Here is a 19,569-nt window from a genome sequence, read left to right on the forward strand (position 1 = left end):
GTATTAAGCCGAATTCCGACTTGCATTAGTATTTCCAAAAAGAGATCGCGTTACCAGTTTTTCGTAAACGCTGACTAACTTTTCATCGAAGTCTTTTTGTTTTTTCATTTCGTTGATTTGTGACGAAGCATATTGCTGAATGGCCAATAAAGGCATCACGATTTGTTCCCGTATCACAATTGAAGCTTTTCCGTCGGGATAATTTTCCATGAGTTCTTTGTGTCCAGCAATTTTAAGTAACAAGCGTTTGGTTTCCAGAAATTCATCAAAAATAAGTTGCCAGAATGCACCAAACTCTTTATCCTCTTTCAAATACGCCGTTAGTGGAAAAAAACTCTTGGCCATTGACATCATACTATTTTCTAATAAGGTTCTAAAGAATAACGAATTCGTATAAAGATCTTGTACTTTATCCCACTGATTAGTATCTTCATACTGTTTTAAAGCGGCGCCCACACCAAAAAATCCAGGAACATTCTGCTTTAATTGAGACCAAGCACTCACAAACGGAATCGCACGCAAATCAGAGAAATTCAATTTATCATCCGTATTTCTTTTGGATGGTCGACTTCCAATATTTGTTTTCGAATTGTATTTTAATGGACTTATTTGCTCCAAATACGGAATGAATTTCGGATGCGATTTGAAATCCAGGTATTTTTGGTAACTGATGTTTGCTAGCTCATCAATAATTGCATGATCAGCATCCGAAAGATTATTTTCATGCTTATTAAAAACCTGATTTGTAACGCCAGCACTTAACAAATTCTCTAAGTTATATCGGCAGGAATCCACAGTTCCAAAATTAGAACTAATCGTTTGACCTTGAACCGTAATTTGAATCGCTTGATTTTCGATAGTTGAACCTAATGAGGCATAAAACTTATGCGTCTTTCCACCACCACGTGCAGGAGGACCGCCACGACCGTCAAAGAAAATAACTTTAATTCCGAATTTTCGAGAAACTTCCGTAATCATTTCTTTAGCTTTAAAAATAGACCAATTTGCCATTAAATAGCCGCCATCTTTTGTTCCATCCGAAAAGCCTAGCATTACCGTTTGCTTTTCTTTTCGTTGTGCAATATGATTTCTGTAGACTTCATTTTGATATAGTTGTTCCATAATTTCATGCGCTTTGTGCAAATCGTCCACCGATTCAAATAGCGGAACAATATCTACTGTCGGATGTTCCCAATTCATCAATCGGAACATTGCAAAAGTCTCAATCACATTTAAGGCGCTTTCATTGTTGCTTATAATATAACGGTTACTTCCTTCTTCACCATTATTCTTCTGAATTTCGCGCATCAGTTTTATGGTATCCAATGTGAAACGCGTTATTTCATTTTCAAAAGTATGTCTGCTTAAATCAAACGTCAGTTTAGAAATGGCATCCATCTTCTGTATTTCGGAAAAAGTATCAAAATCTTCAGGAAAAAACGAAGCCGTTTCGCGTTTTAATACCATAATTATATCCCCAAAAACCTGATTGTGAATTTTACTATTTTGACGGATATCAAGCGATGCAAAATGAAATCCAAACTGATTTACTTTCTGTAAAAGAAGGTTAACATCGTCTAAATACAGGGAATTATGTTCGTCGATGATGATTTGCTTGATAATCAATAATTCGTTTTTTAATTCGTCAACAGTAATGAAAATTTCGCCTTGTGAATAAAAAACAGAGCGGTATAATTTATTTTCCAAAGTAAAGATCATAGCATCCACTTCATTAAACGTTAATTTTCGGCGTAATGCTCTGACGTCAAAATAGTAACATTTTAAAATGGAGGTACGCAATCTACTAGAAACCATTTCAGTAATTTGGGGTGTTACGAACGGATTTCCATCTCTATCACCGCCCGGCCAAAAACCAAGATTGATAATCGGATTCTCAATGATATTTCCATCAAAAATATTCTTCAGTAAATACTGCATCATGTCGCCGATGGTTTGGTAAAATACATTTTCGAGATACCAAATCAAACTCACAGCTTCATCAAAAGGCGTTGGTTTTTCTTTTTTGAAAAAGGGTGTTTTTCCAAGTTGGGCCAGTAATCGCTTTATTTTCAGCAAATCGTTTATTCGAATAGCTTCCGTTAAATCGGTTATGATTCCCAATACCGAACCGGGATAAAACTGCGTTGGATGCGCTGTTAATACCGTTCTAACATTAAAATTATCCAGAAATTCAATTACTTCTTCACGTTTGCCTTCTGCGTCAGCTTTATCTTTGATATCCCTTAGTGATCCTGTTCCTTCAAGATTATTCACTACCGGAAAAGCCGCATCTTCAATGGCATCAAAAAGCACAATCTGACGTTCCACATATTGAATAAATCGAAACATTAAATCAATTTTATGCTCTTCTGAAGGGTTGTCCAAATATTTAGCTGCAAAGAAATCGACAATTTGTTTTGGTGACCAATTATTTTTGAAACCAGCATCACAAACTTCGCTGAACAAAGGCAATAAAACGCCGGTATTATCTATAGCATCAAACGGAAGTGTTAGAAAAACACTATTGTAAATATGGTATTTTGATAAAACATTTTGATTGAAACGCTCGATTTTTGGTAAAGTGTACATGGTTTATTTATTTTTTGTAACTGCAATTATAACTCCGAAATCGCCGTCGGTTTGAATCCAATTCTGGCTTGGACAATAGGCTCTTGATACGAATCCATCCAAATATAACGCATTTTCGCATCCTTTCTCTTTGAAGAAAGAAGCAAAATCGTAAAAATTTATTTCCTTTTTTGACAATGCAAATAGTACTTTCCCATTGGGTAAAATACCAACTCCGTTACGAATATTCAAATTAGTCGAACTCCTATTGAATGCTTTATGAATTTCACCATCAATAACAAGCATAGGACCCGATTGGGTAGCGAAATTTACATCGTTATAAACTTTAAAAGTTTCTGTTTTTACAACTCTAGCTTCCTTTTTAGTAGTAAGATAAAAAATCCCGTTTGGTTTAAGGTAAAAATTTCCATCCGCGCTCGTACTGTCTATTTTTGCTTTTACGACTCCGTTTTCAATAAAAAGGCCTTGCGGTGATTTGTCCGTTTTATACATTCCGCCATTCATTGCAAAAACTAACTCTTTGTGATCTTTAGTCAGGGACGACTTCAAATTAGTTATACTTTTGAAATTGGACTTATTTTTATCTTTATAATAAAAGCCAATCATTTCAGTTTTTGGATTGACTGTATAAGACACGAATTCATCATCTGAAGGTTTCCAGACCAATTGTATAAGAAGCGCCGAAACAACCGCTAAAAAAACAAGTACTCCAAATTTATTTCTCATAGTTAACCCTAAAAAGATCTTGGTAGAAAAGTAACAAAAAAACCTCAAGTTTGCACTTGAGGTTGTATTTTTTTTTAATTTTTGACTAGTCTAATTCTTGAAAAATAGTGTGCATTAAACGTTTTTTGTCGTTAATACTTTCTTCCAATGAAATCATGGTTTCTGTTCTGTACACACCTTCAATATCGTCAATCATGAAGATAACATCTTTAGCATGTTTAGTGTGCTTCGCTCTTATTTTACAGAAAATATTGAATTTTCCAGTTGTTACATGAGCAACGGTTACAAAAGGAATGTCGTTAATTCTTTCCAAAACAAATTTGGTTTGAGAGGTGTTATTCAAAAACACACCAACATAAGCGATGAACGAATACCCTAATTTTTCATAATCTAAAGATAATGAAGAACCCATAATAATTCCTTGATCTTCCATTTTTTTGACTCTAACGTGAACCGTTCCGGCAGAAATCAACAATTTTTTGGCGATATCGGTAAAAGGAATTCTAGTGTTGTCAATCAACATGTCTAAGATTTGGTGATCTACTTCGTCTAATTTAAACTTGCTCATAAAATGTATTTTTAATAACTTTTCTCTTAAAATTCAAACGTTCAAAGTGTACAAATCAACTAGGAAAGAGTACCATTAACAATTTTTATTTTTCCTAAATTAAAGTTGGCTTTTGCACCTATTTTTGGATAATTACCTTCGACATCATGATAAATTTCATTATTGGCATCAACGGTAATATGACCAAAATAATGTTCTAAATCATCAACTTTCGAGATGACCGCTTCAAAAGCTATTGCTCCGTTTTTTAGGACCTCTTTGAACTGAGCTGCAAAATTGACAATTTTTTCGACATTATCATAATTAATTTTGACATTTTTATAAACAAAATCACAAAAAGCGACTTTATTTTGCGGAATTTTCAAGTAATCTTCAATTTTATTGTGAACTATATCGTTTTCGTGAAGATTTTGAAGTCCGGAAACCAAAGCAATAAAAATATACATTCTAGTCATTTCTCGGTTGTAATCGTTCTGAAAATGTCCAGCTTCGAAAAGAATCGTCGGTGAATTCAAATATTGAAATGTATCTCCAATACAATTTAAATTAAAAGAATCGTCAAAGCGACCGATTTGATTGGGAATATAGTCTTGTAGCGTTTCATTCATCGCCACAATAACATTCATTGCTTTTATCCGCACATCATTGATTTCTCTTTCTTCGTTATAGGCTGGTGCCAAAAACGAAACTGTTGCCGGTTTACCTGTAGTTCCAGCGGCGAAAATTGTTCGTTGGTCGTGCAGATTGTAACAATAATCAGGTTTGAATTCTTCGAATGTTTTTCTTAATAGTACACTTTCTGGTTGGGAAAGGTTTTGCGCATCGCGATTCAAATCAATTTCGTTGGCGTTTTCCCGAGTGTATAATTCGGCGCCGTCAGGATTGAGCATTGGTAACAAACAAAAGGTAAATTTACTTCGAAGACTTTTACCCAAATCTGTTGATGAATGTGCGAGATTTATAAAATCAAACAATGCCTTAGTCGTAGTACTTTCGTTTCCGTGCATTTGCGACCACATCAGAATTTTGGTTTTCCCGCTTCCGAATTGCAGTTTGTATAGTGGTTTACTCAAAACCGATTGTCCAATAACTTCCGTTTTATATTTTGCCAATAAAGGTTCAATGTGCTGCAGTGTGATATAACGTCCGGAAATTGAAGTTTCCTTATATTGCTGATGTAACTGTAAATAATCCATGATATTGTTTTAAACTTCGTAACTCCTCTCCGCATTTTTGCCTTTCACCCCTTTGAAAAAAGGTAGAATTACCTTCATATCTTCTTCGTAATTGCCAGTGACAGTAATTGGGTCGCCCACTTTCACTTCTTTTTTTCCATAATCAAATGCGATTGGAATAATGGGAACGTTGGCTTTAAGTGCGATGTAATAGAAACCTGTGCGGAGTTCGGTTACTTTTTTTCGTGTGCCTTCCGGCGATAATGCAAGTCTGAAAGTTTCATGTTTGCTAAAAACCTCAGCTGTTGCGTCAACATTATTTTTGCCACCAGTACGGTCTAAAGGTGCGCCGCCAACACTCCTGAAATAATAACCAAATGGGAAAGCAAACAATTCTTTTTTGCCCACAAAATTAATTTCAACAGCCATTATACCGCGGACTAACAAAGCGATGAAAAAATCTAAATTGGAAGTATGCGGAATCACCATGACAACACTCTTTTTGATTGAAGGATTGATTGTCCCAAGTAGCTTCCATCCGAGTAATCGAAAAAAAATAAATTTGTAAAGTCGCTTTTTCATGAATGGAATTTTGTGTAAATTTAGTATTTCTGTCTTACTTTTGAGAAAAATAATCATTTGATGGTACGAAAACTGTTTAGCTACTTTATTCCAATCAACGTGTACAAGAAAAACTCTTTGGTAAGCAAATCGATTGAGGTAACTTGGAACAATGGCGAACTGGTGTTAGATAGCAAAAGCACTAATTATTCGTATGGAAGTCTGCAACGGATTCTCAGAAAAGGTTTAAGATATATCGGCTTTGACCGTATTCGCAATTTTAAGAGCATTTTGGTTCTTGGCGTTGCGGGCGGAAGTGTCATCAAAACATTGGTGGACGAAATCAAATTTAAAGGTAAAATTACTGGAGTCGAAATTGACAGCGATATTATTGCGATTGCCAATCAATACTTTCAATTAAATAAAATCCCGAATCTTGAAATTGTGATTGATGATGCCTTTGAATATGTACTAAAAACAAAACTCAACTACGACTTAATCATCATTGATATTTTTCAGGATACCACAATGCCAAGTTTTTTGTTTGAAGATTTTTTTATTCAAAGAATCAATGCGTTGGTAAATCTTAATGGTTTTATCTTGTTTAACACGATGGTAATCAATCAAAAACAAGAAGAACGAAACCAACTGTATCAATCGAAATTTGGTGGGAACTATTCACTTAGGATGTATCCCAAAGTAGAAATTCACAACGAATTATTCACCATTAAAAAACTGGCCTAATGATACAATTCTTTAAGAAACTTTTGTTGGGCAAAATTTCTAAAAAAAACAGTAATCGATTCAACATTACGCCTATTCAAAAAAGAATCTTGACCATTCGTTCCATCTGGAACAACGATCATCAGGATGATAATGGCATTGAGAAAATCGTACGTTTGTTTCTTTCGATTTCACAATTAGTTTTTCCGGGAGTTTATATCAAACACATTTTTCATAAAATTGGATTTGAATACCAAGATTTGAGTATGGATGCTTATGTGCTATTTAAAGTGGCATTTCCGGTTATTATTTTAGTCAATCATTGGGAAACCAATTTTTTTGTAGTAGGCTTGATGGTGTATCTATTGCTTGAAACCGTTTTATACATTCCAACACTGATTTTTGCATCTGATATGTTATCGCGTCCACGATCTTATAAACGCTCGATGCTGTTATTGTTTTTCAATTATATCGAAATCGTGCTTTCGTTTGCCGTACTTTATTCTTGTGGCGACAATATGAACAAACCTTTTACTAATTGGTTCGATCCAATATATTTCAGCATGGTGTCTTCGTCCTCAATAGGTTTTGGCGATTATGTTCCTATCAGTACTTATGCAAAAGTTTTGGTAAGTATTCAAGCACTTTTCTTCTTATCCTTTGTGGTTTTATTTCTGAATTTCTTTTCGACTAAAGTCAAAAATAAAGGCTATTTTGACAACGAAAGTGAAGAGTTCTAGAGCAACTTTCTTGCTTTTTCCAAATCTTCAGGCGTATCAATTCCGATGCTACCTTGATCGGTTTCGACCATTTTGATTCTTTTTCCAAATTCCAAATACCGAAGTTGCTCCAATTTTTCAGAAGCTTCCAAAGATTTCATTGGCAAACGATAAAAATCCAAAAGCGCTTCTTTACGGAAGGCATAGATTCCGATGTGTTTCATATAGCGAACTCCAGCAGTTGTATCTCGTGGATACGGTATTACCGAACGCGAAAAGTACAAGGCAAATCCGTTTTGATCGGTAACTACTTTTACGTTATTCGGGTTATCAATTTCTTCGGTATCCGTTATCTGAAACATCAATGAAGCCAAATCGACTTTCTTATCAAAATCATTTCTGAAAACTTCTAACAGTTTTACCAATGGTTCTTTGTTAATAAACGGTTCATCACCTTGAACATTGACAACGATATCAACCTCGAGTTTCTCTGCGGCTTCAGCAATTCGGTCGCTACCACTTTCGTGTTCTTTGATGCTCATAATGGCTTTTCCACCATTATTACTGATTTCGTTATAAATCAGAATCGAATCGGTAACCACAAAAACATCATCGAACAAACCCGTACTTGTAGCCGATTCATAGGTGCGTTGAATCACGGTTTTTCCACCCAAATCTTGCATTAGTTTAGCAGGAAAACGTGTAGAAGCATAACGGGCTGGGATTACGGCGATGATTTTCATTTAAAAAAAGTTACAAAGTTTCAGAGCGGCTAAGGTACAAAGTAATAAAATTATTATTTACAAAAAAACCTCGCTTAACTAAACGAGGTTCTTTATTAATTTGATATTATTTATTCTAAACCTTTTTCTAATTCTCCTTTTTTATTGGCATCAAGTAGTTTTTTCAATGTGGGTGTAATTGCAACTTTGTGTTCCGCTTTTTCAGCAAATGCCACTAGCGATTTAAATCCGTTTAATTGAACTGCTTTCATATCTTCCGCTTTTGTTGGATTTTCTAAAGTATATTTTGTCATTCCAGCATAAAAAATACCCAAAAAAGATTCGTTCTCTTGAGTTAATTTTGTGATACTCGGAGAGACAATATTAAAGGTGTAATCGGGAGTTCCTTCCATCCAATTTATTATAAACCGAACTGCTTTGAGTTGAGTGATATCATTTTTATCTATTGGAACCGAAAGTATGTAATTACTGGCTTCCAATGCATATTTATCAGCAGCTTTAAAATCTGCATCGGTTTTCATAACAATCTTAGTATAATCTGTTTGTGCAAACGAACAAATACTAGTGAAAACAAAAAGAATAAAGATATATTTTTTCATGATTAGGTTGGTTTTTAATTATTACTTCAATTATACAACTAATTTTTCATTCTTCGAAACTTTCATCCTTAAAACCAATCAAATACAATTTATCTTTTGCTCGTGTAACAGCTGTGTAAAGCCAACGCAGATAATCCAAGTCAATGCCGTTTGGCAGATAAGGTTGTTCTATAAAAACGGTATTCCATTGCCCGCCTTGCGATTTGTGACACGTAATAGCATAAGAGAATTTCACCTGAAGCGCATTGAAATATTCATTTTCTTTTACTTTTAAGAACTTTCGATATTGTGGTTCGCCTTCGAAATCTTTCATCACTTCTTGATACAAACGGTTGCTCTCTTCAAAAGTTAGTGAGGGCGATTCGCTGGTAATGGTATCTAATAAAAGTACGGTTTCAAATGGTTTCTGTTCAGGATAATCTACCATTCTGATTTTGACTTTCGCAAATTTGAATTCGTATAATTCCTTGAACCCGAATATCTCCAAAACTTCAATAATATCACCATTGGCAATAAATCCAGCTTCATCTGTATCTTTTAACCAAAAATAATTGTTCTTCACCACCATCAAATAATCACCAACCGATAAATCGCTTTCTTTATCTAAAATTCGAGTCCGAATCTGCTGATTGTACTGATTCGCTCTTTTATTAGAACGCACAATAAAACATGTATCTTCAATACTATAATTGCTATAAGCACTCTGAATCGCATCTTGAATATCGAAACCATCCGATAACCGAACAATATCTTTATAGCCTTTTACGTTGAATTTAAAGGTGTCTAAAAAACTGCTTTTCATTAATTCGCGCAGTTCGGTAGCATTGTATAAAATCCCAGAATGTTCTTCTTGACGCATTACTTCATCCAACTCAATCGAATAAATTTCTTTGTCGTAATTAATGGCTAATTTTTCGGTATCCAATGCTGGACTTACATCCAATTGCACCGGTGGAAGCTGGGCTGTATCGCCTAACAGAATCATCTTGCACCCATTTCCGTTATAAACGTAGGAAATCAAATCGTCCAATAATGAACCGTTTTCATAAAGTTTTCCTTCCGTATTCACATCCGAAATCATCGAAGATTCATCGACAATAAAAATAGTATTCTTGAATTTATTGGTCTGCATCGTAAATGAAACGCCGCCTGATTTTCCTTTCTTGGGAAAGTAAATTTTCTTGTGAATCGTAAATGCTGGTTTGTTGGAATAATTCGCAATCACTTTCGCAGCTCTTCCTGTCGGCGCTAGCAAAACATATTTTTTATTAATGTGTTCTAGATTATTGACAATTGTAGAAATCACAGTAGTTTTTCCGGTTCCGGCGTATCCTTTTAATACAAAAATTTCATTCTGATGCGAATTGGTCAGGAAATCGGCAATCTTCTGAAAAAAAATATCCTGCTTTACAGTTGGCTGAAACGGAAACTGTCTTTGTAACACACTGTAAAACTGGCTGGAATTCATTTGGATTCATGCTGAAAAATGGAATTCAAATATAAAGGTTTCAATGGCAATGGCAATGTCAATTCCAATAAACAATTAAGATTTTCGGTTTTATTAATGAATTTTAAAATTGCTATTGATTTTTGAAGTTGATTTTTGCTATTGATTTTTGCTATTGTCATTGCCATTGATTTTTGCTATTGACATTGCCCTTGATTTTTGCTATTGATTTTTGCCATTGATATTGCCATTCCTTTTCGTAAGTTTGCCGTTCCTATAGATAATGGACAACTATGTGGCAAAATACAAGTGTTATTGATAAAATGTACCAAAAACTGGCCATTCAGGTTTCGCTGAACGGCTTGTCGTTTGCTACGTTTGACACGTTGACCAACAAGCCACAAATGTTGAAGAAAATCGATTTGGGTAGTTTTAATCTTACTACCAAAATTGAAGATTTGTTTGCCGAAGCGTTTCAGAATCATCCGGAACTTAAAGCAGATTATGACGAAGTTATCGTTATTCACAACAATAATCTTTCGACTTTTGTGCCAACTGCTTTGTTTGACGAAGAATATTTAGGCAGTTATTTGCAATTCAATACCAAGGTTTTTGAAACCGATTTCTTTGCGTATGACGAATTGGGGAACTATGAAATGAACAACGTTTACATTCCGTATGTGAATATGAACAATTATTTTATTGACCAATTTGGCAGTTTTGATTACAAACACGCGAATACTATTTTAGTCAATAAGCTTTTGGATTTCTCTAAAAACAATGAAGAACGCAAGATGTTTGTCCACGTAAGTGCTAGCCATTTTGAAATCGTAATCATCCAAAATCAGAAATTGCAGCTTTACAATACGTTTGAATACAAAACCCCTGAAGATTTTATTTACTATATTTTATTCACTGCAGAACAATTGCAATTGAATCCTGAAAATTTTAAACTCGAACTTTTAGGAAAAATTTCAGAAGGCGATGCACTTTATGATATGGCTTTTAAATATGTACGCAACACAAATTTGTTTGACGTAAGTTTTATGTTTGGTCCGATAACCGAATCTGAAAAACGCGAACATTTTATCTTATTACACTCATGAGAATCGTTTCCGGAAAATATAAAGGTCGAAGAATTCAGCCACCAAAGAATCTTCCTGTTCGTCCAACAACCGACATGAGCAAGGAAGCGTTGTTCAATGTTTTGAATAATCATTTCAACTTTACCAATTTAAAAATTCTAGAGCTTTTTGCTGGAACCGGAAGCATTAGCTACGAATTTGCTTCGCGCGGATGTACTCCAATTTTATGCGTTGATGGCGATATGGGTTGTGTAAATTTCATCAAGAAAACAGCTAAAGAATTTGATTTTGACATTACAGCTATCAAAAGCGACGTATTCAAATTTCTCGAAAAACATTCTGGGAATTATGACATTATTTTTGCGGATCCGCCTTACGGAATGACTCAAAATGAATTCGAGAAAATCGTTGAACTTATCTTCGAAAAAGAAGTATTGAATGAAGATGGAATGCTCGTTGTAGAACATTCGAAATACACCAAATTGCAAGCGATGCCCAATTATTCATTCCAGAAAAATTACGGTGGTTCGGTTTTTACGTTCTTCGAATTTGAATCTGATGCAACTGATGCTGAAGATAACGACGAAGACAATTCTGAAGAAGAATAGCATTATTTTATTCGGCCCGAATTTTCATCCACGCTTTTCTCTATAAATACTGACTTAATTTTACCAAAAGTATATTTCACAGAAAATGCTATCGAACGAGAATCAGAATAATAAATTCCTCTTGAAGAAATAGTATTGATGATGAAAGTTTCCTTATACTTTATTTTTCTGAAAATATCATTCCAGCCAATGCTACAACTAAGTTGTTTGAAAAAAGTTTTAGAAACTGCGGCATCAAAAGTAAACAATCCGCTTCGTTCAAAAATTCCGAGTTTCTGCGTGGTGTAACCCCAACCTGTTACCGAGAATTCAAGTTCCTTTTTAAGCTTAAAAATATGATTCGAATAAAAATATACCGATGGCTTTGAGGTATTCACTACTGCCGATTTATCTTCAATTTTGGTTTGCCCAATATTAAGCACATTGGTTGTTGACCAGAATTTGTACTTAAATGGAACCGTAAGTTCAATCGCCATATCGGATTGTTTATCGAAATTAGTCGTATTGAAAGTCAACAAATTTTGGGAGTCGTCATAAGATGCTCCTGAATATACTGGATTGGTGCTTTTATAACGAATCAATCGAAGCGAAAGTTCTTTGTGTTGGTAAGTCAACGAAAGTTCATTTGAAATCGTTGGATCCAGATTAATATTATTCGACCAAACAAAATACGGATTGATATATACACTAACCTGACTTGTTGACGAAAAGTTAGGCCGCATAATACTTTTTGCGTAATTCACGCTAATGATGTTTGAACTATCAATAACCAGTTCCAACTGTGCTTTCGGGAACAGATTAATGTAATTTTTATCTATAGACAAAGTGCTTTCCGAATCGTATTTGCCTTTTACGATTGTATTTTCGGCACGCAAACCGGCTGAGTAATTCAGTTTGTTATAAGTGCCTGAAAATTGTGAATATGCCGCAAGATTTTGTTCTTTATAAGTATAGTTCGAATTAGTACTCGTTGGTGGATTGAAATTTTCTACTTTAAAATCAGTTCTGGCATTCGCTTCCAAATACAAAGCGCCAACTTCCAATTTCATTTCATTTTTAAATTTCTTCTCCAAATCGATTCTTCCTGAAAAAACATTCACACCAAAATCCTGATCTCGAAATTGCGACAAAACAGAACCTGTTTCATTATAATCATTACTAATTACACTGGCAATTTGCTGATTATAGTTGGAATACTGAAAACCCGAAAACAAAACGGTATTGATGCTTTTAATCTTGTGATTGTAATTCAAAAAACCACTGATAAAGTTTCGGGATTCGCCATTTCTATTCAAAGTATTGATGTCGTTTACATCAGTTCCGTCTTCATTATGGGTTTTCGTTACTATGTCAAAGTTATCTTTCTGACTTCTTGCGCTTAGGTTTGCTGAGAAATAATCGTCTTCAGTAATCTTATAAAAAATGCCGCCGCCATACAAAAATTGAGGCCTATCCGTAACAGCTGTAACCAAATAGTTCGACTTAATATCATAATCCGGTATGACAAAATTATTGCCGTTCTTTTCCCAAACTTTAATCTGATTGTAACTAAAATTGGCTTTAAACTCGAACTTTCCCGTTTTAAAACTCGAATTGATTCCAGCATAATTATTAAAATACTTCTTAAAAATAGCATTCTCAGAAACTGATACTTTATAGCCTTCTTTTTTACTGAACTTCCTTGTGATTAAGATAACTGCCCGACCATCCGCTTCATATTTTGCTGAAGGATTATTGATGATTTCGATGGTTTTAATATCAGCGACATCCAAAGTATTCAAATCGTTCAAGCTTACTTTTTGATTATCGATATACAATAATGGCCTTCCTTTTCCAATAATCGAAATACTTTCTTTATCTGGACTTATCTGAATTTTGGGCAACTTCGACAACAATTCAATCGTATTCGGTTGCGAGCTGTAGATAGAATTGGCGACATCCACTTTAAGGTTTCCGTTTTTATTGGTAATTGCTTTGGTTTCACTTTCGATGACAACAGTTTCGAGTTCTTCGGGTTTTTCTTTTTTGGTTTCTTGAGAAAAAGCAAACTGGACAATAAGTAAGGCTACTAAAAGAATAAGTTTCTGCATTTTCATGGATTTTAATTCGACACAAAAATGTTTCAATTCTAGGTTTCCGAAAGTTAATTGGAGGTTAATGCTGCGTTAAAAGTTTTATTTTGACATAAATGCTCTATTTTTGAACCTTATTATGAAACAGAAAATAAATCTATTAATCGGCTTTTCCACATTGGTTTTACTGATGCTGATTGCTATTCAGATTTATTTGGTCAAAACGACTTACGATTATAAAGTCGAGCAATTCCACAGCGAAGTCAAAGACAAAATCGGAACCATTACTAATAATTACACCGAATTAGATTCGAGTATCTTTTGTAAAAAAGATATTTTGTATAAAGGTTTATTAGAAAAATTCATCAATGACGAAGACTATCGAAATCAGATCAAAGAAGATTTAAGATCGAATCAATACCGAAATGCTTTGACGTTGCGTTTGCAGCAAAAACTAAAACGTGCTTTTCCGAAAAACGAGGTAAATTTCACTGTAATTACTACAAAATTCGTTGTCTATAATGTGGCAAAAACAGATACTCTTTTTTCCGAAAAACCATCAATTGAAAATGCTATTTATGGAAATCTGACTTCATTAGACAATGCGTTTCAGGTTAGAAGTTATGTCGGAACCACGAGCGGATTTCAAAATTCAGATTACAAATTACTAACCGAAGACACTTTATATGTTTCGGTTGCCGACTGGGAACAAATTATTCTCGGCCGAATGGCAATCTTGCTAATCTTGTCTATAGTTTCGATGGTAATTTTGATATCACTTTTCGTTATCGCCATCAAAGCCTTAATCCAACAGAAAAAAGTAAGTGATGTCAAAACCGATTTCATCAACAACATTACGCACGAATTGAAAACGCCTTTGACCACTTTATCAGTTTCAACAAAACTGCTGGAACGTAAGGAAGTAAAAGATAATGAGGTTGTTTTTAATTCGATTTTGGATACGGTTAATCGACAAAATGCACGCTTGCAAAATATCATCGACCAAGTAGTGTACAATTCTTTAGGTTATGACGAAATCCAACTCCAAAAAGAAACCATAAAAACGAACGCTTTACTAAAAACGATTATAGCCGATTTCAATTTGGCCTATCCAAAAGTTCCGATACAAACACAATTTACAACGGATGAAACTAATTTGTCATTGGATAAATTTCATTTGACAACAGCGTTAAATAATGTTCTAGAAAATGCTGTGAAATATGGCTGTCAAAATATAACCATCGTTACATCGCATGTAAATAATGAATTTCACATCAGTATTCAGGACGATGGAATCGGAATTCCGAAAAACAAACACTCATTGCTTTTTGAAAAATTCTATCGCGTGGAACAAGGAAATATTCACAACACCAAAGGACTTGGTCTTGGATTGTATTATGTAGATCAGATTATCAAAGCGCATCAAGGTTCGATACAAGTTGTTAGTGAAATGGGCAAAGGTGCTTCTTTTGTAATTCGCATTCCATCCGTTTAAATTATGAAAAAGATTCTTTTAGCCGAAGACGATATCGATTTTGCCAACATTCTAAAGCACTATCTTGAAATACACAATTTTGAAGTACATTGGACTAAAGATGGTGAAGAAGCATGGCAAGCATTCCGTTCTCAAACTTTTGATATTTGTGTTTTTGATGTGATGATGCCAAAAATTGACGGATTCACATTAGCCGAAAAATGCATCCATCACAATCCCGAAATTCCGTTTCTATTTTTAACTGCAAGAAGTCAAAACGAAGACAAAATCAAAGGATTGAAACTCGGTGCTGACGATTATATAATTAAACCGTTTGAAGTCGATGAATTGATTTTACGTCTGACGAACATCTTAAAGAGAACATCTAAAGCGCCTATACCGAAATCCAATTCAAAAGAAATACAGATTGGAAATTATGTTTTTCACACTTACCGATTGGAATTAAAACGTGGAGACAAAATTCAGCAACTAACCGAAAAAGACGCTGCCTTATTGACATTCTTATGTAATAATAAAAATCAAGTACTAAAACGCGATGAAATATTACAAGCCGTGTGGAAAACCGACGACTATTTTTCAGGTCGAAGTATGGATGTGTATATCAGTAAGCTCCGAAAATATTTCGCAGATGACGTTTCTATTTCTATTGAAAGTGTTCGAAATATTGGTCTCGAATTTAAAGTCAAATAAACTTTAATAGTTTAAAAAAAGCAGACCTATAAGCCGGATTCTGTATTCATCGAAATGAACCCTTATCATTTATCTAGGCCAACAATTACTCATTGGCTCGAGCTTCCTACCCTTCGACAACGGACGAGTCGCCCTTAAATGCCGATATACTTGGAATTTCACCGCATAGAGTTTACCTGGTTTCACTACAGCATTACCTGTACCTGCTTTCTGTTGCACTTGTCCTCGCCTTTCAACGGTTGGGTATTACCCAATATGCTACTCTTTGGTGTCCGGACTTTCCTCCCCGATTGCTCAGGACGATAAGGCGGTCTGCGGTGCAAACTTACAATAAAATACCGTGAAGCCCATAATTTTATAACAAGCTAGCGGTTATTTAATTATTTTTAATCGATGAATCTGAGACAAAAAGCTTATTTTTAAAGTATGGAAAATCGATATCATTACGCCTCCGTTTCAGTAGCGCTGGAAGAACTCAAAACTGTTGGTTTCACGGTTGATTATAATCTTCAAGAAGAAGCCATCATGGATTATCCTGATCGCTATGAAATTGTGCACATTTACCGCTATGAGGGCAATTCCAACCCCGATGATGAAGCAGTTGTTTATGGGATAGAATCAAATACCGGAGAAAAAGGAGTTTTCGTTGCTGGCTTTTCTGCCAACTCAGAAAGTGACGCCGCACGAGTTTTAAGAGAGATAAGCATTAAAGGGAAAAATAAACAACAATAGCAATCAAAATAACAATAGCAATAAAAATAAGAATCCGTAAAATTGTCATTGATTTTTGAAATTGATATTGATTTTTGAAATTGATATTGTTTTTTGAAACTGATATTGTTTTTTGCTATTGAAATTGTTTTTTGACATTGCCATTGTCATCGAAAATTCTATATTTGTACTCCAATAAAAAGCTATGGAACAATTTGTAGTATCTGCCCGTAAGTATCGTCCGCAAACGTTTAAAGACGTCGTGGGGCAACAGGCAATTACCAACACTTTACTCAACGCTATAGATAGCAATCACTTAGCTTCTGCCCTATTGTTTACGGGTCCAAGAGGTGTTGGAAAAACAACTTGTGCGCGTATTCTGGCTCGCAAAATTAATCAGCCCGGTTATGATGATCCGAATGAGGATTTCGCTTTTAATGTTTTCGAATTGGATGCCGCTTCAAATAATTCGGTTGACGATATTCGCAATCTGATTGATCAAGTTAGAATCCCACCACAAACCGGACAATACAAAGTGTATATTATTGACGAGGTGCACATGTTGTCTGCCAATGCGTTCAATGCGTTTCTGAAAACTCTCGAAGAACCGCCAAAGCACGCCATATTTATATTGGCTACGACCGAAAAGCACAAAATCATTCCAACCATATTATCACGTTGCCAGATTTTTGATTTTAAAAGAATCACTGTTAAAGATGCCAAAGACCATTTGGCTGAGGTAGCTAAAAGCCAAGGCGTGGAATATGAAGATGATGCCTTGCATATTATTGCCCAAAAAGCAGATGGCGCCATGCGTGATGCTTTATCAATTTTTGATCGAGTAGTTTCGTATTGTGGTAACAACCTAACGCGCCAGGCAGTTACAGAAAATTTGAACGTACTTGATTATGAGACCTATATTAACGTAACCGATTTAATACTGGAAAATAAGATTCCGGAATTACTTTTGGCTTATAATGAAATCTTGTCTAAAGGATTTGACGGACATCACTTCATATCGGGCTTGGCCTCACATTTCAGAGATTTATTGGTTTCAATGAACCCAGCGACGCTTTCATTATTAGAAGTAGGCGAAGCCGCTCAGAAATTATACGGACAACAATCGCAACGTGCTACTCAAGAGTTTCTTTTACAAGGAATCAATAGTGCCAACGACTGTGATTTGAAATATAAGGTTTCGCAAAACCAACGCCTTTTAGTAGAACTTACTTTAATGCAGCTTGCCTCTATCACCCTTGATGGAGAAAAAAAAAAAGCTGACTTTATAATTCCACCTACGTTTTATCGTAACGGCTATTCTATAGTTGAAGTTCAGCAATCAGAAACTCAGAAACCACAAAGGGAGGAAGCGGATGTTCAGAAAGCGGAAACGCAGAAGGCAGAAGTTGTTCAACCGACACAACATTCAACATCTACTACCCAACATCCAGCACTTGGTACCCCGAGCGCAGTCGAAGGGCAAAAAACGCTAAATGGTAACGGACAACCAAAAGTTTCTGCTATGTCATTGGCGAGTATTCGTGCTAAAAAAGAAATGGTAGAAGCGCATAGATCAGCAGTGAAAGAGGTCGTGCATCTGCCAAGTGAAGTTTTTACCGAAACAGAAATGCTGGAACAATGGCTGAAGTATGCACAACGCATGGAAGATAAAGGCTTCCGAATTATAGCTTCTTTATTAACGATAAACGATCCGATTCTTAACGGTACAACTATTGTTCACGAAATGCCGAATGAAAGTTCAAGGATTGATTTCGAAAAAGAAAGGCCCGAGTTATTGGGTTACCTGCGTGGGAAACTTCACAACCACGATATTACTATTGAAGTAAAAGTAAATGAGACATTGGTTGCCAAAAAAGCATTTACTGCTCAAGATAAATACAATCGTTTGGCTGAGCTTAATCCAAACTTAGAGCTCATGCGCAATTTGTTTGGGTTGGATATTAATGAGTGAGTACTATTACTTCTTCCTTTTTTCGTTCCGTAAACTTGAAAGTATACTCCAGCCAATAAACAACATTGCTGCAATTCCAAGATAGTGATTACCATTAGATTTAAAACTAAAATCGTAATAATTCATTTCGTAGATATGCACTCCAATAAGCGCTAAGCAAACTACGAAGAGTAGGATTCTGAAAATTTTCATATTATAATTTCCCTTGATACATTGCTTTAACGATGCCGTCTGCCAAACCAATTTTCGGCACGAATAATTGTCGGGCACCACTCCATTTCATTGCGTTAAGATACACTTTTGTAGCTGGAATAATTACATCAGCTCTATCTGTGTTTAGCGCTAACTCAGCGATTCGTTGTTCGTAGGTTAACGAGTTTAGATATTGGTATTGGGAGTTCAGGTATAAATAGGACAACGGTTTGTCTTGCGGTTTGCCTGAAAGTTTGAACAGTTTGTTGATGTTTCCGCCTGAACCTATTAGTATAACATTATCAAATTGTTCAGTATTGGTTTTAATCCATTTTTCTATTTCTTCCCAAACCACGTCGCAAACCATATTGTTTAACATCCGAACCGTTCCAATTTTAAAAGATTTGGATGCTACCATTTTAGCGTCGCTAAACAAAGAGAATTCGGTACTTCCACCACCCACGTCTGCGTATAAATACGTTTGGTCGGTTTTTAAGAAATCGTGCAAATCGGAAGACGCAATAATAGTGGCTTCAATTTTCCCGTCGATAATATCGATATCAATGTCACATTGTTCTCTTATAGTATTGGCAATTTCTTTTCCGTTGTAGGCTTCGCGCATGGCGGATGTTGCACAAGCTTTATATTTTTCGACCTTATATACTTTCATTAACAGTTTGAATGCTTTCATAGCGTCAATCATTCTGTCGATATTTTCTTCTGAGATTTCTCCAACGGTGAATGCATCTTGTCCCAAACGAATTGGCACACGGATTAAGGCACTTTTATTGAATTGGGTTTCCTTATCTTGCTGCTCAACAATATTGGTAATGAGCAATCGCATGGCATTGGATCCAATGTCAATTGCTGCATATTTTTTAATTGAAATCATTA

18 protein-coding genes and 1 other RNA gene are annotated in these 19,569 nt (G+C 35.2%); 8 read left to right on the forward strand and 11 right to left on the reverse strand.

Annotated elements, in window-relative coordinates; genetic code table 11:
* Positions 1–3: 3 nt before the first annotated feature.
* From PSU83_RS01650 to PSU83_RS01670, 5 genes are all read right to left on the reverse strand, one after another.
* A complete protein-coding gene (locus PSU83_RS01650) occupies positions 4–2,589 on the reverse strand; it encodes a phosphoenolpyruvate carboxylase (RefSeq protein WP_300585988.1) in 2,586 nt (861 codons plus the stop codon).
* 3 nt (positions 2,590–2,592) lie between these two features.
* Positions 2,593–3,315: a phosphodiester glycosidase family protein gene (locus PSU83_RS01655; RefSeq protein ID WP_300585990.1), complete on the reverse strand. Its 723-nt coding sequence runs from the start codon at positions 3,313–3,315 to the stop codon at positions 2,593–2,595.
* Between the two features lie 85 nt (positions 3,316–3,400).
* Positions 3,401–3,883 carry a winged helix-turn-helix transcriptional regulator gene (locus tag PSU83_RS01660; RefSeq protein WP_300585992.1) on the reverse strand — a complete coding sequence of 161 codons (483 nt, stop codon included), beginning with the start codon at positions 3,881–3,883 and terminating at the stop codon, positions 3,401–3,403.
* A gap of 59 nt (positions 3,884–3,942) precedes the next feature.
* Positions 3,943–5,079, reverse strand: a complete 1,137-nt coding sequence (locus PSU83_RS01665) for a M14 metallopeptidase family protein (protein ID WP_300585993.1) — start codon at positions 5,077–5,079, stop codon at positions 3,943–3,945.
* 9 nt (positions 5,080–5,088) lie between these two features.
* Positions 5,089–5,640: a 1-acyl-sn-glycerol-3-phosphate acyltransferase gene (locus PSU83_RS01670; RefSeq protein ID WP_300585994.1), complete on the reverse strand. Its 552-nt coding sequence runs from the start codon at positions 5,638–5,640 to the stop codon at positions 5,089–5,091.
* Between the two features lie 60 nt (positions 5,641–5,700).
* On the opposite strand from PSU83_RS01670, the gene PSU83_RS01675 reads away from it, so the two are divergent.
* Together PSU83_RS01675 and PSU83_RS01680 are read left to right on the forward strand one after the other, a co-directional pair.
* On the forward strand, positions 5,701–6,363 hold the full coding sequence (locus PSU83_RS01675; protein WP_300585997.1) for a methyltransferase domain-containing protein: 663 nt from the start codon (positions 5,701–5,703) through the stop codon (positions 6,361–6,363).
* Entirely contained in the window at positions 6,363–7,082 is a 720-nt protein-coding gene (locus PSU83_RS01680; RefSeq protein ID WP_300585999.1) for a potassium channel family protein, read from the forward strand. Before PSU83_RS01675 ends, PSU83_RS01680 begins: the two co-directional genes overlap by 1 nt.
* On the opposite strand, the gene kdsB is transcribed toward PSU83_RS01680, so the two are convergent.
* From kdsB to PSU83_RS01695, 3 genes are all read right to left on the reverse strand, one after another.
* A complete protein-coding gene (kdsB, locus tag PSU83_RS01685; RefSeq protein ID WP_300586002.1) occupies positions 7,079–7,804 on the reverse strand; it encodes a 3-deoxy-manno-octulosonate cytidylyltransferase in 726 nt (241 codons plus the stop codon). The genes PSU83_RS01680 and kdsB overlap by 4 nt on opposite strands.
* A gap of 110 nt (positions 7,805–7,914) precedes the next feature.
* A complete protein-coding gene (locus PSU83_RS01690; protein ID WP_300586003.1) occupies positions 7,915–8,403 on the reverse strand; it encodes a hypothetical protein in 489 nt (162 codons plus the stop codon).
* A gap of 46 nt (positions 8,404–8,449) precedes the next feature.
* On the reverse strand, positions 8,450–9,871 hold the full coding sequence (locus PSU83_RS01695; RefSeq protein WP_300586005.1) for an AAA family ATPase: 1,422 nt from the start codon (positions 9,869–9,871) through the stop codon (positions 8,450–8,452).
* 272 nt (positions 9,872–10,143) lie between these two features.
* Between PSU83_RS01695 and PSU83_RS01700 the strand changes: the two genes are divergently transcribed.
* A complete protein-coding gene (locus PSU83_RS01700; protein ID WP_300586007.1) occupies positions 10,144–10,956 on the forward strand; it encodes a DUF3822 family protein in 813 nt (270 codons plus the stop codon).
* Positions 10,953–11,543 carry an RsmD family RNA methyltransferase gene (locus tag PSU83_RS01705; RefSeq protein ID WP_300586010.1) on the forward strand — a complete coding sequence of 197 codons (591 nt, stop codon included), beginning with the start codon at positions 10,953–10,955 and terminating at the stop codon, positions 11,541–11,543. The genes PSU83_RS01700 and PSU83_RS01705 overlap by 4 nt, the downstream gene beginning before the upstream one ends.
* A 2-nt stretch (positions 11,544–11,545) precedes the next feature.
* On the opposite strand, the gene PSU83_RS01710 is transcribed toward PSU83_RS01705, so the two are convergent.
* Positions 11,546–13,633, reverse strand: coding sequence for an outer membrane beta-barrel family protein (locus PSU83_RS01710; protein WP_300586012.1), 2,088 nt, complete (start codon positions 13,631–13,633; stop codon positions 11,546–11,548).
* 121 nt (positions 13,634–13,754) lie between these two features.
* Between PSU83_RS01710 and PSU83_RS01715 the strand changes: the two genes are divergently transcribed.
* Together PSU83_RS01715 and PSU83_RS01720 are read left to right on the forward strand one after the other, a co-directional pair.
* A complete protein-coding gene (locus PSU83_RS01715) occupies positions 13,755–15,110 on the forward strand; it encodes a HAMP domain-containing sensor histidine kinase (protein ID WP_300586014.1) in 1,356 nt (451 codons plus the stop codon).
* A 3-nt stretch (positions 15,111–15,113) separates the two neighbouring features.
* Positions 15,114–15,800, forward strand: a complete 687-nt coding sequence (locus PSU83_RS01720) for a response regulator transcription factor (RefSeq protein ID WP_300586017.1) — start codon at positions 15,114–15,116, stop codon at positions 15,798–15,800.
* Positions 15,801–15,813: 13 nt separating this feature from the next.
* On the opposite strand, the gene rnpB is transcribed toward PSU83_RS01720, so the two are convergent.
* Positions 15,814–16,119: RNase P RNA component class A (gene rnpB, locus PSU83_RS01725), an RNA gene on the reverse strand.
* Positions 16,120–16,226: 107 nt separating this feature from the next.
* Between rnpB and PSU83_RS01730 the strand changes: the two genes are divergently transcribed.
* Together PSU83_RS01730 and PSU83_RS01735 are read left to right on the forward strand one after the other, a co-directional pair.
* Positions 16,227–16,532 carry a hypothetical protein gene (locus tag PSU83_RS01730; RefSeq protein ID WP_300586019.1) on the forward strand — a complete coding sequence of 102 codons (306 nt, stop codon included), beginning with the start codon at positions 16,227–16,229 and terminating at the stop codon, positions 16,530–16,532.
* 184 nt (positions 16,533–16,716) lie between these two features.
* Positions 16,717–18,483: a DNA polymerase III subunit gamma/tau gene (locus PSU83_RS01735; protein ID WP_300586022.1), complete on the forward strand. Its 1,767-nt coding sequence runs from the start codon at positions 16,717–16,719 to the stop codon at positions 18,481–18,483.
* A 193-nt stretch (positions 18,484–18,676) separates the two neighbouring features.
* Here the strand turns inward: PSU83_RS01735 and PSU83_RS01740 are convergent, their stop codons facing one another.
* Complete coding sequence (locus PSU83_RS01740; protein WP_300586024.1) at positions 18,677–19,567, reverse strand: exopolyphosphatase; 891 nt, start codon at positions 19,565–19,567, stop codon at positions 18,677–18,679.
* Positions 19,568–19,569: the final 2 nt, after the last annotated feature.

The sequence above is a fragment of the Flavobacterium sp. genome, assembly GCF_029945805.1.
Classification (GTDB): Bacteria; Bacteroidota; Bacteroidia; order Flavobacteriales; family Flavobacteriaceae; genus Flavobacterium.

Coding starts and splice junctions, on each gene's coding strand:
- PSU83_RS01665 (WP_300585993.1), bottom strand. CDS start 5,079: ATGGATTATTTACAGTTACATCAGCAATATAAGGAAACTTCAATTTCC.
- PSU83_RS01695 (WP_300586005.1), bottom strand. CDS start 9,871: ATGAATTCCAGCCAGTTTTACAGTGTGTTACAAAGACAGTTTCCGTTT.
- PSU83_RS01715 (WP_300586014.1), top strand. CDS start 13,755: ATGAAACAGAAAATAAATCTATTAATCGGCTTTTCCACATTGGTTTTA.
- PSU83_RS01705 (WP_300586010.1), top strand. CDS start 10,953: ATGAGAATCGTTTCCGGAAAATATAAAGGTCGAAGAATTCAGCCACCA.
- kdsB (WP_300586002.1), bottom strand. CDS start 7,804: ATGAAAATCATCGCCGTAATCCCAGCCCGTTATGCTTCTACACGTTTT.
- PSU83_RS01690 (WP_300586003.1), bottom strand. CDS start 8,403: ATGAAAAAATATATCTTTATTCTTTTTGTTTTCACTAGTATTTGTTCG.
- PSU83_RS01660 (WP_300585992.1), bottom strand. CDS start 3,883: ATGAGCAAGTTTAAATTAGACGAAGTAGATCACCAAATCTTAGACATG.
- PSU83_RS01650 (WP_300585988.1), bottom strand. CDS start 2,589: ATGTACACTTTACCAAAAATCGAGCGTTTCAATCAAAATGTTTTATCA.
- PSU83_RS01670 (WP_300585994.1), bottom strand. CDS start 5,640: ATGAAAAAGCGACTTTACAAATTTATTTTTTTTCGATTACTCGGATGG.
- PSU83_RS01655 (WP_300585990.1), bottom strand. CDS start 3,315: ATGAGAAATAAATTTGGAGTACTTGTTTTTTTAGCGGTTGTTTCGGCG.
- PSU83_RS01735 (WP_300586022.1), top strand. CDS start 16,717: ATGGAACAATTTGTAGTATCTGCCCGTAAGTATCGTCCGCAAACGTTT.
- PSU83_RS01730 (WP_300586019.1), top strand. CDS start 16,227: ATGGAAAATCGATATCATTACGCCTCCGTTTCAGTAGCGCTGGAAGAA.
- PSU83_RS01675 (WP_300585997.1), top strand. CDS start 5,701: ATGGTACGAAAACTGTTTAGCTACTTTATTCCAATCAACGTGTACAAG.
- PSU83_RS01720 (WP_300586017.1), top strand. CDS start 15,114: ATGAAAAAGATTCTTTTAGCCGAAGACGATATCGATTTTGCCAACATT.
- PSU83_RS01740 (WP_300586024.1), bottom strand. CDS start 19,567: ATGATTTCAATTAAAAAATATGCAGCAATTGACATTGGATCCAATGCC.
- PSU83_RS01700 (WP_300586007.1), top strand. CDS start 10,144: ATGTGGCAAAATACAAGTGTTATTGATAAAATGTACCAAAAACTGGCC.
- PSU83_RS01680 (WP_300585999.1), top strand. CDS start 6,363: ATGATACAATTCTTTAAGAAACTTTTGTTGGGCAAAATTTCTAAAAAA.
- PSU83_RS01710 (WP_300586012.1), bottom strand. CDS start 13,633: ATGCAGAAACTTATTCTTTTAGTAGCCTTACTTATTGTCCAGTTTGCT.